Origin of the sequence: Kitasatospora sp. NPDC059462 (assembly GCF_042749955.1) — a bacterium.
In the GTDB taxonomy this organism is placed as follows: domain Bacteria; phylum Actinomycetota; class Actinomycetes; order Streptomycetales; family Streptomycetaceae; genus Kitasatospora.
On record NZ_JBHYUU010000086.1, the window covers coordinates 1 to 14,617 of the forward strand.

The 14,617-nt window shown below is 74.9% G+C and carries 12 protein-coding genes; 2 read left to right on the forward strand and 10 right to left on the reverse strand.

Features of this window, described 5'->3' with window-relative positions:
• Positions 1-145: 145 nt before the first annotated feature.
• Positions 146-598, reverse strand: coding sequence for a hypothetical protein (locus ACFXAM_RS21455; protein ID WP_380293522.1), 453 nt, complete (start codon positions 596-598; stop codon positions 146-148).
• Positions 599-864: 266 nt separating this feature from the next.
• Positions 865-2,439: a CehA/McbA family metallohydrolase gene (locus ACFXAM_RS21460; protein ID WP_380293524.1), complete on the reverse strand. Its 1,575-nt coding sequence runs from the start codon at positions 2,437-2,439 to the stop codon at positions 865-867.
• Between the two features lie 200 nt (positions 2,440-2,639).
• Between ACFXAM_RS21460 and ACFXAM_RS21465 the strand changes: the two genes are divergently transcribed.
• On the forward strand, positions 2,640-3,596 hold the full coding sequence (locus ACFXAM_RS21465) for a polysaccharide deacetylase family protein (RefSeq protein ID WP_380293526.1): 957 nt from the start codon (positions 2,640-2,642) through the stop codon (positions 3,594-3,596).
• Here the strand turns inward: ACFXAM_RS21465 and ACFXAM_RS21470 are convergent.
• Together ACFXAM_RS21470 and ACFXAM_RS21475 are read right to left on the reverse strand one after the other, a co-directional pair.
• Positions 3,576-4,877, reverse strand: coding sequence for a sensor histidine kinase (locus tag ACFXAM_RS21470; RefSeq protein WP_380293528.1), 1,302 nt, complete (start codon positions 4,875-4,877; stop codon positions 3,576-3,578). The two genes, ACFXAM_RS21465 and ACFXAM_RS21470, sit on opposite strands and share 21 nt — an antisense overlap.
• A gap of 21 nt (positions 4,878-4,898) precedes the next feature.
• The gene (locus ACFXAM_RS21475; protein WP_380293530.1) at positions 4,899-5,486 is read right to left on the reverse strand and encodes a hypothetical protein; all 588 of its coding nucleotides are present in this window, start codon (positions 5,484-5,486) and stop codon (positions 4,899-4,901) included.
• Positions 5,487-5,738: 252 nt separating this feature from the next.
• Here ACFXAM_RS21475 and ACFXAM_RS21480 point away from each other — a divergent pair, with 252 nt between their 5' ends.
• The gene (locus tag ACFXAM_RS21480) at positions 5,739-6,296 is read left to right on the forward strand and encodes a response regulator transcription factor (RefSeq protein ID WP_380293532.1); all 558 of its coding nucleotides are present in this window, start codon (positions 5,739-5,741) and stop codon (positions 6,294-6,296) included.
• A 204-nt stretch (positions 6,297-6,500) separates the two neighbouring features.
• Here ACFXAM_RS21480 and ACFXAM_RS21485 read toward each other — a convergent pair whose 3' ends face one another.
• The 6 genes from ACFXAM_RS21485 to ACFXAM_RS21510 form a co-directional block, all read right to left on the reverse strand.
• Positions 6,501-7,136, reverse strand: a complete 636-nt coding sequence (locus tag ACFXAM_RS21485; RefSeq protein ID WP_380293534.1) for a 4'-phosphopantetheinyl transferase — start codon at positions 7,134-7,136, stop codon at positions 6,501-6,503.
• Positions 7,137-7,200: 64 nt separating this feature from the next.
• A complete protein-coding gene (locus ACFXAM_RS21490; protein WP_380293536.1) occupies positions 7,201-9,537 on the reverse strand; it encodes an arylsulfatase in 2,337 nt (778 codons plus the stop codon).
• A complete protein-coding gene (locus ACFXAM_RS21495) occupies positions 9,534-11,156 on the reverse strand; it encodes an ABC transporter ATP-binding protein (protein ID WP_380293538.1) in 1,623 nt (540 codons plus the stop codon). Before ACFXAM_RS21495 ends, ACFXAM_RS21490 begins: the two co-directional genes overlap by 4 nt.
• Positions 11,153-12,019, reverse strand: a complete 867-nt coding sequence (locus ACFXAM_RS21500; protein ID WP_380293540.1) for an ABC transporter permease — start codon at positions 12,017-12,019, stop codon at positions 11,153-11,155. Before ACFXAM_RS21500 ends, ACFXAM_RS21495 begins: the two co-directional genes overlap by 4 nt.
• 3 nt (positions 12,020-12,022) lie before the next feature.
• Positions 12,023-12,967: an ABC transporter permease gene (locus ACFXAM_RS21505; protein WP_380293542.1), complete on the reverse strand. Its 945-nt coding sequence runs from the start codon at positions 12,965-12,967 to the stop codon at positions 12,023-12,025.
• A gap of 17 nt (positions 12,968-12,984) precedes the next feature.
• Positions 12,985-14,568 carry an ABC transporter substrate-binding protein gene (locus tag ACFXAM_RS21510; protein ID WP_380293544.1) on the reverse strand — a complete coding sequence of 528 codons (1,584 nt, stop codon included), beginning with the start codon at positions 14,566-14,568 and terminating at the stop codon, positions 12,985-12,987.
• Positions 14,569-14,617: the final 49 nt, after the last annotated feature.

Sequence of the window (14,617 nt, forward strand, 5' to 3'; positions counted from 1 at the left end):
TGTGTGCGCGCGCGCCGGCCGGGCGCCCCGGCCGCATGGGCGGCCCCCGGTCATCCCCGGACCGGCGGGCCGCCCTTCGTGCTCCGCACGCCGTTCCGCGCGCGGCCGGCCCGGCAGGCCCGGCCGGCCCGGCCGCGCGGCCGGGTCACCACCCCAGCAGGTACGCCCCGCGCCGCAGCCCGGCCAGCACCGTGCCGGCCGTCGCCTCGGCGGCGCTGAGGGCCGCGTCGTCGTCACCGTCGGCCGCCGGACCGTCCGTCTCGGCCACCGCGCCCCCGTGCAGCACCACGTAGTGCAGCGCCGCCCCCGTCGCCCGGCTCTCGCGGCGGAAGGTGTCCAGCGCCGTGGGCGCGACCGAGCCCTCCACCACCACCTGGTAGCCGCCCGCGGCGAAGGCGAAGGCCGCCTGCGCGGTGGCCGCCAGCGCGGTCAGGTTCTGCCGCCGCGCCTCCGGCCGGTCCGCCTCCACGTAGCCCTGCCGGACCGCCCGCCGGAAGTCCTCCGCGCGCAGGTGGACGCTCGGGAAGAGCGCGGCCGCGACCAGCGGGGCGACCGCGCCGCTCCCGGCGCCGGCGGCCGGGTCGGAGAGGACGACCACGCTGCCCGCCCCCCGTCCGCCTCCGAGCTCCGGCCCACCTACGGTCGTACGGTTCACAGCTGCTGATCCCTTCGCGGGCCGGGGACGGACGGGGAGCCGGGGCGGGACGGCCGGAGCGTGCGCGGGGTGAACCCGGCATACGGACAGCCGACCGTCTCGTCATATCGAGTGACTGCTGTCGGAGATCAACCTAGTCCACCGCACACCCCGGAGTCCTCCCCTCCCCGGACCTCCCGCCGTCCCCTCGCCTCCCGGCCGCCTCCCCGCTACCTCCGGGCCCGCAGCACGATCGGATTGGTCAGCGCGGCCATCGGTCCCCACGGCAGGTCCGGTCCCATGGAGTTGCCCCGGCCCGGTGTCCCGTCGGCCTTCGGGTGCCGCACCTCGGCCCGGACGAACGCGGCCAGCGAGGCCGTGGTCCGCCACACCACCGTGCCCGCGCCGTCGGCCGGCAGCGACTCCTGGTGCAGCTGGCCCTCGTCGGTCAGGAACCGCACCGTGCCGTTCGGCACCCCGGAGACGTCGAGCCGCACGTCCACGGGCGCGTCCTGCGGAACGGACAGCTCCTCGCCGATCCCGGCCTGCCGGCCGGCGCCGGTCGCGGTGAACTCCAGCTGGACGGCCGCCGACTCCGCGAGCCAGCTGCGGCCGGCGCGCAGGCCCGCCAGCACGGCGTCCCGGTGGAGGTCCTCGGCGAACACGACGGTGTGCGGCGAGCCGATCACCTGCGGGACGCTGTGCGCGTCACTGTTGCCGATCGCGGGCAGCCAGGACCGTCCGTCGCGCAGCGCCACCGCCAGCTGGGCGTCCCAGGTGTCCACCGCCGACTCGTCGTCGTACGTCCACGGGCCGTTCCACACCTCGACGGCGTCCGCGTCCTCGTACCCGAACTTCCACTGGCAGGCGACGTACGGGCAGTACGGGTGCGCCGGCACCACCAGACCGCCCTGCCGCCGCACCTGACGGGCGAACCGGGGGAAGGCCCCGTCGCGCGAGCGGTAGCGCCAGTCGACGAACCGGCCGGGCTCCAGCCCCAGCGCCAGCCAGTGGCCGTTGCGGGTGGTCACCTCCTCGCCCAGCAGGATCAGCAGGTCCGGACCGGCCAGCGGGCCCCAGACGCCGTGCGAGGAGGTGGTGTTGTGGTCGGTCGACACGATGAAGTCCAGCTTCGCCTCGCGCGCGCCCGCGGCCACCTCGGCGGGCTGGCGGCGCCCGTCGGAGTGCACCGTGTGCAGGTGGCAGTCGCCGCGGTACCAGGCCCGCCCGCGTCCCCGGGCACGCTCCGGCGGATAGGCGGGGGTGAACTCGCCGCCCGGCGCGCCGGACCGCAGCGTCACGTCGACCCGGTACTCCAGCCCCTGCGGCGCCACCTGGTACGGCCCCAGCACGACGTGCCAGCGGCCCGGGCGGACCGGGCCCGGCAGGTAGCCGGGGGTGGCCTGCTCCCGGCTCACCGCGAACTCCGTGCGGAAGCCGCCGGACCAGCCGCGGAAGCCGCGCCCGCCCAGGTCGGTGCCGCGCTCGTCGAAGAGCCCGATGTCACAGGAGTTGCCCGGGGTGCCGGGCGGGACGACCGGCTTGTCGTACCGGTAGGAGACGGCGATCTCGCGGACACCGGCGGGGACGTCGAAGGGGAGGAGGACGAAGTCGGGCGCGCCGGTCGGCAGCGTGCCGGTCAGCGTGATCGTCCGCTCGGCCCCGTCGGCCCCGGCCGCCGCCTCCGCCCCGTCCGCCGCCCGGGCGACGCCCGCCGTCGCCGCCGCCACCGCCCCCAGCGCCCCTGCCGCCAGTAAGCCGCGCCGGCCCGGCAACGCCCTGTCGTCGTGCACCTGCTTTGTCATCGGAAGCCTCCGCTCTCGCCGGGATGTCGGGATGTCAGCGGAGTCCCGTACCCTCCCCGGTGAACCCCCGGTGAGCCGGGCCCCACGGCCGTGCGGCAGCCCCGTGAAGGCCGCGCCCGCTTGCACGGGCGGCTTCGGCGGCCCTGAATGGAGGGGCGTGGATCGGTGGTCCCTGACGGTCGGACAGGTTCGGAGCTTTCATGGCACTCAGTCGGCGGACCCTCCTGGCGGCCGCGGCCGGCACCGCCCTGGCCGGCTGCGCGCCCACGCCGGGCGCCCAGCCGCCGACCGCCGCACCGCCCACCACGGCCACCACGCCCACCACGGCCCCTCCCGCCCCGGCCCTCACCCCGACGCCCACGCCCGCCCCCACCTCTGCTCCCGCCCCCACCCCGACGCCCCCCGCCACGCCCACGCCCACGGCCACCCCCGCCCCCTCCGCCACCCTCCCCACCCGCGCGGCCGTCGTCGCCCGTTACGGCGACGCCGTCCCCACCGCCTGGGGCCTCGACGTCCCCGGCGTGCTCACCCTCCTCCCCGCCGCGGCCGCCCCCGCCGTCGCGCTCACCTTCGACGCCTGCGGAGGCTCCGGCGGCTCCGGCTACGACGCCGCCCTCATCGACACCCTCCGCGCCCACGGCGTCCCCGCCACCCTCTTCCTGAACGCCCGCTGGATCGACGCCAACCGCGGCGTCTTCGACGACCTCGCCGCCGACCCCCTCTTCGAGATCGCCAACCACGGCACCGCCCACCGCCCCCTCTCCGTCACCGGCCGCTCCGCCTACGGCATCGCCGGCACCCGCGACCCCGGCGAGGTCCACGACGAGATCGCCGGCAACCTCGCGAAGCTCACCGCGCTCCTCGGCCGCCCGCCCCGCTTCTTCCGCTCGGGCACCGCCCACTACGACGACGTCGCCACCCGCATCGCCGCCGACCTCGGCCAGCAGGTCGCCGGGTTCAGCACCAACGCCGACGGCGGCGCCACCCTCCCCGCCGCCCAGGTCCGGCAGGAACTGGCCGGGACCGCCCCGGGCGGCATCGTCATCGCCCACATGAACCGGCCCGGCTCCGGCACGGCCCGCGGCGTCGCCGCGGCCCTCCCCGCCCTGCTGTCCGCCGGCCGCACCTTCACCCGGCTATCCGACGCCCTCCACTGACGTCCCTGACGTCCGGGTGACCCCGCCGCCGGGCGCCGTCCCGATCGCCGTGGACACCGGCAGCGCCGCCGCGACCCGGAACCCGGGGCCGTACGGCGCCGCGCTCAGCAGCCCGCCGTACAGCGCCACCCGCTCGCGCAGACCGAGCAGCCCGTGCCCCGTCGACAGGTCCTGCTCCCCGTCCGGCGCACGGCCGGCCCCGTCGTCCACCACCTCGATGAGCAGCGCCCGGTCCCAGGTGATCCGCACGACGGCCCGGGTGCCGGGACCGGCGTGCTTGGTGATGTTGGTGGCCGCCTCCTGGACGAGCCGGTACGCGGTCTGGCTGACGCTGTCGTCGATCCGCAGCGGCGTTCCCCGGGTCTCCAGGGAGATGTCGACGCCTGCCTCGCGGACGTCCCTCAGCAGCCGCTCCAGATCGCCCAGACCGTGGCTGTACTCCTCCTCGACCGGGGTCTCCGCGGTGCGCAGCAGCCGCAGCATGTGCCGCAGCTCGGCCATGGTGGCCCGCCCCAGGTTCTCGATGTGCCCGAAGGCCTCCCCGCGCGCGGGATCCTCGAACGCCGTGACCTTCGCCGTCTCGGCCCGCATCACCATGACGGCCACCGCGTTGGCGACGATGTCGTGCAGTTCCCGCGCGATCCGCAGCCGTTCCTGGGTGACCCGCCGGCGGGTGTCGGCGACCTCCTGCCGGTGGCGTTCGGCGGCGTCCTCGGCGGCCCGGCTGAGCCTGGCGAAGCCCCAGACCACCAGGGTCACCGGCACGTAGAACGCGAGGTTCGCGACCAGCACGGACACCACCCGGGGGCCCTCGTAGTCGGTGACGGTGTAGGAGATCGCCAGTCCGAGCGGGACGAGGGTCAGCCCGAGGGCCGTCAGCGCGACGGGCCGGCGGCACTGCGCGGCGACGGTGTAGAGGGCGATCATCAGGCCGAAGCACGGGACGTAGTCGAGCGCCCCGGCCATCGAGAGGATGTCGGAACCGGCGGAGATCACCCAGACGGCCGCGAAGACCGCGACCGGCCACCGCCGTCGCAGCACCAGCGCGCCGGCCTCGCCCACGGCGAGGACGACCATCCAGAAGCGCTGCTGCCAGCTCGCCCAGGGAGCGATCACGGTGCCGAAGTAGAACAGCTCCGGGACGATCGCCGCCAGGGCCAGTGCCACGTCCTGCCAGCCGACGGCCCGCGCGCCGTCGGGCGCGCGGGCGTCCCGCGGACGGTCCGGCGGCAGGCCCGGGGGTGGGGTCTGCGGCCGGTCCTGCGGCGTCGTCGTGGTCATCGCGGTCGCTCCACGATCCGCTCAGTCCGCCGACGCCGGGTAGCCGACGCCCGACCTCGACGCCGAGTGGCGCCCACAGGTGGGACTGGTGCCGCAGGTGCCCCAGGCGTAACGCTCGACGCTGCGGACGACGACGACGCCGTCCGCACGGCCGAGCCACCAGGTGTCCTGCGGACCGGACTCCTTCTTCGGGCGCGCCACCCGGAGACCGAGGTCGGCGTAGGCCGCCCACTGGTCGCCGTGGTGGCGGGTCAGGAGCTCGGCGAGCTTCACCGGCGTGGAACTCACGTCGGCGACCTCGAACTCCGTCGGCCAGACCAGCGTCAGGACCGCCGCGGCCGTGATGACCTCGTGATCGTTCACCGCGGCCAGGCTGATCCCCCCGACCGGGATCGTCTCGGTCGCGTCGTCGGCCCCGGGTGAACGGGATATCCGGACGAGGTATCTCTTCCAGGGGCTCGCCACGTCCTCGGGCGGGTCGGGGACGAGCACGCTCGCCGGACCGACCATGAACCCGTACGCCAGTGGCTCGCCGGGCGCCTCGCCGGGCGTCCGGGCGTGCACGGAGACGTGAAGAGCGGGTACTCCGGTCACGTATTCATGACTCATTGTTACTCCTCGTAATCGTTCCGGCCCGCTCCGGTCTCTGCGGGGGACCTGCTTCCACCCTGGCCCCGACCCTGTCCCAGGAGCATGAGCCTGCGGCCCCACCTTCGCCCCGACCTGCGGACTTCCCGTCCGTGCCCGCATCGTGTGATCGGCCGTCATGACATTTGTCACCGAGCGGTGCTGAGAATCCTCATCACCCTCGGTGAGTGCACGCACTTCTGTCGCCCCGGGGCCGCTGGAAGGCTGAACCGCATGACCGAGCGCCTCCCCGCCCTCCGCCTCCTGCTGGCCGACGACGAGCCCGGCCGCAGGACCGCCCTGGCCGCCCTGCTGGCCTTGCAGGAGGGCCTCACCGTCGTCGCCGAGGCCGACTCCGCCCGGGCCGCGCTGGCCCTGGCCGCGAGCCGCCGCCCCGACGTCGCCGTCCTCGCGCTGCGCTCACCCGGTCTCGACCCGTCGCTGCTGCCGGCCTGCCCGACCGTGATCCTCACGACCCACGACCGGCCGGGCGACCTCCGCCGCGCCCTGCGCGCCGGCGCGGGGGCCTACCTGCCGCGCAGCGGCTCCGCCGCCGACCTCGCCCACGCCGTCCGCACCGTCCACCGGGGCGGCCGCTACCTCCACCCGGACACCCTCGCCCCGGACACCGCCGTCCTGACCGCCGACGAACTCGACGCCCTCGACCTCACCGCCACCGGCAGCCCCGTCCCCCCGCCGGCCGCCCGCCACCTCGCCTCCGCCGCCGCCAAACTCGGCACCACCACCCCGGCCGCCGCCCTCCGGCGGGCTCGGCACCACGGGTGGATCTGACGGCTGCGCCCCCGGCTCGTGAGGTGCGCCCGTTCCACGCGCCGATCGCGTGGGCGAGGTCGTTGCGGCCGGCCGGGGTGCGGGGTGACGGCCCGGCGATCTCCGTGCTCACCCCGTCCCCCCCCGGGGTCGAACGAACCCCAACTGCCGTGCGGCAGACCGGCGGAAGGGGGCCTGGAGCCGTCCGGGCCGCCGCCGTGCCGTCTACCGCAGGACCGTGATGGCGGTGGCGAGGTGCCCGTCGTGGACGCGCCAGCGCCCCGCCAGGGTGGGCAGGGGCGAGGGGACGAGGAGGGTGGCGGTGAAGGTGCCGTCGGGGCGGAGCGTGAGGTCGGCCTCGGAGAAGTCGAGGAAGCGCCGGGTGAGCGGGAACCAGGACTTGTAGACGGACTCCTTGGCGCTGAACAGGATGCGGTCCCAGGGGGTGCCGGGGTCGGACGCGAACAGCGCGCCGTTGCGCTCCTGCTCCGCCGGGAGGGCGATGGCGTCGAGCACGCCCTCCGGCAGGGGGAGGGCGGGCTCGGCGTCGATGCCGACGGAGAGGACGTCCCCGGCCCGGGCGACGGCGGCGGCGCGGAAGCCGGCGCAGTGGGTGAGCGAGCCGACCACGCCCTCCGGCCAGCCGGGGGCGCCGCGCAGGCCGGGGACCAGCGGGCGGTACGGGACGCCGAGGCGGGTGAGGGCGAGGCGGGCGCAGTGGCGGACCGTGGTGAACTCCCGCTGCCGCGATGCGACGGCGCGGGCGATGACCGCCTGCTCCTCGGGTTCGAGGCGGGCCTCGGGCGGGTCGGAGTAGGCGGTCTCGACGACGACGGGCGCGGGCAGGAGTTCGTTGATCACTGTTCCCCCGGACAGGACGGACGACGGATGACACGAGCCATCCGGAGGATAGCGTGATGATCCGCTATTCGAAGGCGGCGGCGGCCTCCCGCAGCGCGCTCGCCACGACGGCGGGGTCGTCCGGCGCGGGGTCCCCCGGCAGGTAGGTGACGGCGCGCAGCTCGCCGCTGTACCGGAAGGAGCGGTGGCGCTCGTAGACCGGCCAGGAGACCGGCGACCTGCGGTCGACGCCGACGCTGATGCCCTGGAACGGGGCCATGCCGATGAGCTGGTGGACCGGGCCGAGCCGGCCGGTCTCCTCGCCGTCGACCAGGACGCGGAACTCCCACCGCAGGCCGGCCACGGCGGTCGCCTCGACGCCGACCAGGCGGGCGCCGGGGGCGAGCGGTCCGGCGTCGGCCTCGAAGAGTTCGCCGTACTGGTTGTAGGCGAGGTGCAGCCGGCCGTCCTCGACGTAGAGGCTGTAGCCGCCGCCCTGGTCGCCGTGCGAGACCAGGACGCCCGCGTCCCCGGCGCCGTGGTGGGCGAGTTCGACCTCGACGGCGAAGGAGCGGAAGGAGATCAGCCGCGAGGAGCGGTACCGCTCCAGTTCGGGCGTTCCGGCGAGCAGGCGCAGCGGGCGGCGCAGCCCGGCGTCGTCGGGGTGGCGGCGGGCGAGGGCGCCGCTGCCGTCGGTGAGCGGGAAGACGCCGTTGCGCCAGGCGGCGGCCTCCCACGCCTCGGACAGCTCCTTGACCAGGCCCGGGTGTTCGGCGGCGAGGTCGTGGATCTCGGTGGGGTCGGTGCGCAGGTCGTACAGTGCCCACTCGCCGTCGTCGTAGGGGGCGCCGGGGCGGTGCAGGGTGACGAGCTTCCAGCCGTCGCGGTAGTAGCTGCGGTTGCCGGTCATCTCGCAGTACTGCTCGGGGTGGGTGGAGCCGGCGGCCGGGTCGCGCAGCACGGGCGCGAAGCTGAAGCCGTCCAGGGACTGCACGGTCCGCCCGGCGCGCCGCTCGGGCCGTTCGACGCCGGTGAGGTCGAGCAGGGTGGGCAGCAGGTCGGTGACGTACTGGTACGGGGTGCGCACGCCGGGGTCGCCCTCGGCGCGCGGGAGGCCGGCGGGCCAGGAGAGCACGAACGGCACGCGCACGCCGCCCGCGTGGGTCTGGCCCTTGTAGAGGCGGAACGGGGTGTTGGAGGCCATGCCCCAGCCGCGCGGGTAGTGGACCAGGGAGCGCGGGCCGCCGATCAGTTCGATCTCGCGTTCGACGTCGGGGTTCCAGTCCTCCGGGAGGGCGGGGTGGTGGACGAAGCGGCTGAAGTAGCTGCGGGTGCCCTCGGCGCCGCCCTCGCCGGTGCCGCCGTTGTCGGAGGTGAACACCACGATGGTGTTGTCGAGTTCGCCGAGTGCGGCGAGGGTGTCGAGCAGCCGGCCGAGGTTCTGGTCGACGTTGTCGACCATCGCCGCGTAGACCTCCATGTAGCGGGCGTACAGCTGCCGCCGGGCGGGGTCGAGTTCGCTCCACGGGCCGACCTCGTAACCGGATTCGGCGTTGCGGTCCGGCAGTTCGGTGCCGGGCGGGAAGTGTCCGGCGGCGAGCTGGCGGGCGAACCGGGCGGCGCGCAGCTCGTCCCAGCCGCCGTCGTAGCGGCCCCGGTGCCGGGCGAGGTCCGCGGGCTTGGCCTGCAGCGGGCCGTGCACGGCGTTGTGGGCGAGGTAGAGGAAGAACGGCTTGTCGGCGTCGTGGGCGCGCAGCGACGTCACCATGTCGATGGCGCGGTCGGTGATGTCGTCGGTGTAGTAGTAGTCGTCGGGGAGTTCGTCGATGTCCAGTGGGCTGTTGTCGCGGACGAGCTGGTGCGGGTGGAAGAGGCTGGTGAGGCCTTCCAGGACGCCGTAGTACTGGTCGAAGCCCTTCTGCAGGGGCCAGTTGGCGCGGTTGTCGGCGGCGTTGGAGGCGGAGTCGCGGGTGAGGTGCCACTTGCCGACGGCGTAGGTGGCGTAGCCGGCGTCGTGCAGCAGTTCGGCGAGGGTGGGGATGTCGTCGGCGATCTCCATGCCGTAGCCGGGGAAGCCGGGGTCGGCGTTGGCGACGAAGGAGTAGCCGACCCGGTGCGGGTTGAGGCCGGTGAGCAGGGCGGCCCGGGCGGGGGAGCAGAGCGGCATGGTGTGGTAGTTGGCGAGCTTGACGCCGCGCTCGGCGAGGCCGTCCAGGGCCGGGGTGGGGACTTCGGAGCCGAACGGGCCGATGTCGCTGTAGCCGAGGTCGTCGACCAGGACCACGACGACGTTGGGCGCGCCCTCGCGCGGGCGGACCCGCCGGGGCCAGGCGGGGGTGGACTCGCGGAAGGTGCGGCCGACGGTGCCGGGGAAGCCCGCGTACGGGTCGCGGTGGGCGGTGCCGGGCGGGGTCTCGGTCATGCGGTGCTCCGGGTGGTGAGGGCGGCGGGCCTGGTCTCCAGGCGCGGGACGGCGGCCAGGAGTTCGGCGGTGTACGGGTGTTCGGGCGCGGTGACGACCCGGTCGGCCGGACCGGTCTCGACGATCCGGCCGCGGTGCATGACGGCGATCCGGTGGCTCACCTGCCGGACCACCGCGAGGTCGTGGGCGATGAACAGCAGGGCGAGGCCGAGTTCGCGCTGGAGGCGGGCGAGCAGGTCGAGCACCTGGGCCTGGACCGAGACGTCCAGGGCGGAGACCGGCTCGTCGCAGATCAGCACGCTCGGCTCGGGCGCCAACGCCCGGGCGATGCCGATGCGCTGGCGCTGGCCGCCGGAGAAGGCGCGCGGGTGCCGGTCGGCGCTCTCGGGGTCGAGGCCGACCTGCTCCAGCAGTTCGGCGACCCGCCGGGCGCGCGCGGGGCGGTCGCCCAGGCCGTGGGCGATCAGCGGCTCGGCGACGATCTGGCCGACGGTCATCCGGGGGTTGAGCGAGGCGTACGGGTCCTGGAAGACCAGCTGCAGCTCGCGCCGGGCTCCGCGTTCACCGCCGTGCCCGAACTCCCGTCCGCGGAAGCGGATCTCGCCACCGCTCGGGGCGTGCACCTGGACCAGTGCGCGGGCCAGCGTGGACTTGCCGGAGCCGGACTCGCCGACCAGGCCGAGCGTCTCGCCGGGGTGCAGCACCAGGTCGACGCCGTCCAGCGCGGTGACCGCGCGTCGCCGTGAGCCGTAGGTCTTGCGCAGGCCGGTGACGGTGAGCAGCGGCTCGGGCCCCGGCACGCTGTTGGCGGCCGCCTCCGAGGGCGCCTCCAGCCGGGGGACGGCGGCCAGCAGCTCCTTGGTGTAGGGGTGGCGCGGTGCGGTGAGGACGTCGGCGGTGGCGCCGGACTCGACCACCCGGCCGTGCCGCATGACCAGCAGCCGGCGGCAGGTCTGGGCGATCACCCCGAGGTCGTGGCTGATCACCACCAGGGCGGTGCCGGTCTCCCGGTTGATCCGGGTGAGCAGCCGCAGGATCTGCTGCTGGACGGTCGGATCGAGGGCGGTGGTCGGCTCGTCGGCGACGAGCACCTCGGCGTCGTTGGCGAGCGCGAGGGCGATCATGATGCGCTGGCGCTGGCCGCCGGAGAACTGGTGCGGGTGGTCGCGCAGCCGTCCGGCGGCGTCGGGTATGCCGACCAGATCGAGCAACTCGACGGCGCGGGCGGCGCGTTCGCGCTTGTCCGGCCGGTTGCCGTGGGCCCGCAGGGCCTCGTCGAGGTGCTTGCCGACGGTCAGCACCGGATTGAGCGAGGACATCGGGTCCTGGAAGACCATGGCGATCCGCCGGCCGCGTACGGCGCGCAGGGCGCGCTCGGGCAGGGCGGCGAGGTCCTGGCCGGCCAGCTCCACCGAGCCGCCGGTGATCCGCCCGCCGTCGGGGAGCATGTGCAGCAGGGCGAGCGCGGTGGTGGACTTGCCGGAGCCGGACTCGCCGACCAGGCCGAGGGTGTCCCCGGCGGCGAGTTCGAAGCCGACGCCGTCCACGGCGGTGGTGCCGTCGAACGCCACGGAGAGGTCGGTGACCCGCAGCACGGTGCGGTCAGGGTGGCCGGTCATCGGCGGATCCCCCGGTTCAGGGCCTCGGCGATCAGCGTGAAGCCGAGCACCAGCGCGGTGGTGACGGCCAGCGGGGCGGCCGCGAAGGTCGGATGGGTGGCGAGGTAGCCGACGGACTGGCTGAGGATCGAGCCGAGGGTCGGCTCCGGCGGGCGCACGCCGAGCCCGAGGAAGCTCATCGCGCCCTCGATGAACACGCCGACCGACAGTGCCACCGCGGTCTGCACGATCAGCGGGTCGACGGCGTTCGGCAGCACGTGCCGCAGCAGCACCCGGGCCCGGGTGGCGCCGCCGACCCGGGCGGCCAGCGCGTACTCGCGCTCCCGCTGGACCAGGATTCCCGAGCGCAACTGGCGCCCGAACAGCGGTACTTCGGCGAGTGCGATGACGATGAACACCGGCCAGCGGCCCGGCCCGAGCACGGCCGTGACGGCCAGCGCCAGGATCATCCCGGGGAAGGCGAGCACCAGGTCGAAGGCCCGCTGGACGGCGGTGTCCGCCCAGCGGTGGGTGGCCGCGAGCAGGGCGAGCGAGCAGCCGAGCAGCGCGCCGACCGGCACCGCGCCGAAGGTCAGCGCGAGGTCGGTGGTGATGCCGTGCAGGACCCGGCTGAGCAGGTCCCGCCCGAGGTCGTCGGTGCCCAGCGGGTGGTCGGCGCTCGGCCCGGCGAGGGCCAGCGGGCCCTGGGCGTCGGGGTCGTGGTCGGTGAGCAGCGGGGCCAGCAGCCCGGCCAGGGCGACGGTGCCGACCAGGACGAGCCCGGTCAGCCCGCGGGCGGTGAGCAGCCCGGCGAGGTACCGGTTGCGGACGGCGGCGCGCGCGGGGCGCGCCGGGGAGGGGGCGGGGGCGGTCAGGGCGGTCATCGGTTACTCCCACCGGATCCGGGGGTCGAGCCAGGCGTACACGAGGTCGGTGAGCAGTTGGACGGCGACGTAGCCGGCGACGACCAGCAGCAGCACGGCCTGCACCACCGGGTAGTCGCGGCGCAGCACGCCCTGCTCGACGAGCTGGCCGAGCCCGGGCCAGGCGAAGATCCGCTCCACCAGCACCGCCCCGGCGACCAGGTGGCCGACCTGAAGGCCGAGCACGGTGACGGCGGACGGCAGCGCGTTGGGCAGGGCGTGCCGCCAGACGATGCGGCGGCGCGAGACGCCGACGGCGGTGGCGGTGCGCACGTAGTCCTCGGAAAGCGCCCGCTGGATGCCGTCGGTGAGGTAGCGGGCGAGCACGGCGGCGCTGGGCAGGGCGAGGCAGACGGCGGGCAGCAGCAGGTACTGCAGCGCCAGGTCGGGGGCGTCGAGCAGGGACTCGTGGCCCCCGGCGGGCAGCAGCCCGAGGGTGACCGCGAACAGCAGCACCAGCAGCACGCCGGTGACGAACGGCGGCACGGCCAGCACGGCCGTGGTGAAGGCGCGCACGGCGGCGGCGACCGGCCGGCGTTCGGCGGTGGCGCCGAGCACGCCGAGCGGCAGGGCCAGCAGGACGACCAGCAGCAGGGCGGCGGCGGTGAGCTGGACGGTGGCGCCGAGGCCGTCGCCGATCAGTTCGGAGACCTGGCCGCCGATCGAGTAGCTGGGCCCGAGGTCGCCGGTGAGCAGGTCGCCGAGCCAGCGCAGGTACTGGGTCACCAGCGGCTCGTCGAGCCCGAGCCGGGCGCGGATCGCGTCGACGGCCTGCGGTCCGGCGTCGGGGCCGGCCAGCGTGGTGGCGGGGTCGCCGGGGATCAGCCGGAGGATGAGGAAGACCAGGAAGGAGGCGAGGAGGAGGACGAGCAGCCCGGAGGGCAGCCGCTTGAGGAGGAAGGTTCGCATGGGTTCGGGCCGTCCGCTCAGGCCGTGAGGTAGGCGTCGTCGAGGTTGAGGTAGCCGAACTTGTTGAGGGTGGCGCCGCGGGCCTTGCCGCCGGCGACCTCGCTGAGGCCGGCGATGGCGAGGTCGATCACGAACTGCTCGTCGAGCAGGGTGTCGGTGATCTGCCGGTAGAGCGCCTTGGCCTCGTCGCTGTCGCTGTCCGGCCGCTTCCAGGCGCGCTGCACGATGTCGGTGTAGGCGGGCGAGGAGAAGTGCGAGCTGTTCTTCGCCTCGTTGAACGGGTAGGCGCTCACCGCCAGGGTGGCGGGGTGGAGTTGGGCGAAGCCGTGGCTGAGCGTCCACAGCGCGGGCATGGCCTGGGCGATCAGCTGCTTCTGCATGGTGGGCGAGTCGGTGGGCTGCAGCACGGTCTCGATGCCGACCTGCTTGAGGTCGTACTGGAGGATCTGCGCGACGGCGGTGTTGCCGGGGTCGTTGCTGTGCGCGAACGGCAGGGTGATGCCGGAGAGTCCGGCGTCCTTGAGCAACTGCCGGGCGCGCTCGGGGTCGTGGCGGTAGTGGGCGGCGGCCTCCGCGCTGTACGCGGGGGAGGACTTGGGCCAGGGCGTGGCGGAGACGGTGCCGGAGCCGCCGAGCGCCTGCTGGACCAGCCGCTCGCGGTCCACGGCCCAGGCGATGGCCTGCCGGACGCGCTTGTCGCCGACGTGCTCGGCCGTGAGGTTGGCGCCGATGTAGTACGCGCCGCCGCCGGTGTCGTAGGAGGTGACCCGGAACTGCTGGTCGCTGCGCAGGGTGGTGAGGTCCTTGCCGCGCACGTGGTAGGAGAGGTGGGTCTGGCCGGTCTTCAGGGAGGAGAGCAGTGAGTCGCTCTGGGGGATCACCCGGATCTCGACGCCGTCCAGGTAGGGGCGGCCGGGGTTCCAGTACTTCTCGTTGCGGGCGAAGGTGAGCGAGCTGCCGGGCTTGCGCTCGGTGAAGGTGTAGGGGCCGGTGCCGACCAGCTTCGTCCCGGCGAAGGCCTCCTCGACGGTCTCCGAGTCCGGGATGATCATGAACTCGAAGAGGTCGAAGAGGTTGCTCACCGGGTGGGCGAGGACGAGGGTGAGCTCGTGGTCGCCGTTCTTGCGGAAGTCGGTGACGGCGGCCGCGGTCGAGCGCAACTGGGCGGAGCGGGCCGGGTTCTGCAGGTTCTTGACGGCGAACACGACGTCGTCGGCGGTGAACCGGCGGCCGCTGTGGAAGGTCACGTCCTCGCGCAGCTTCAGGGTCACGCTGCCGCCGTCCGGGGCGACCTCCCAGGAGGTGGCCAGCTCGGGCTGCGGCTTCAGCTGGTCGTCGTAGCGGGTCAGGGTGTTGAAGACGAGGCGCTGGACGAGGGTGTTGGCGCTCTGGGCGAACAGCAGGGCGGGGGTGAAGTCGACACTGGCGCCGACCGTGAGGACGCCGCCGCGACGCGGGCCCGTCGCGTCGCCGGCGGTCCGGCCGGCGGCGGTGTCGGCGGCCGAGCGGCAGGCGGCCAGGGCCAGCAGGCCGGCGCCGGCGAGGCCGCCGCGGAGCAGCGCCCGGCGGGAGAGCGGGGAGGCGGAGGGGAGGCTGGTCACGAGTGGGGTCCTCTGCGGGAAGGGGTCTGCGGGGTCGGGTCGGTGGCGG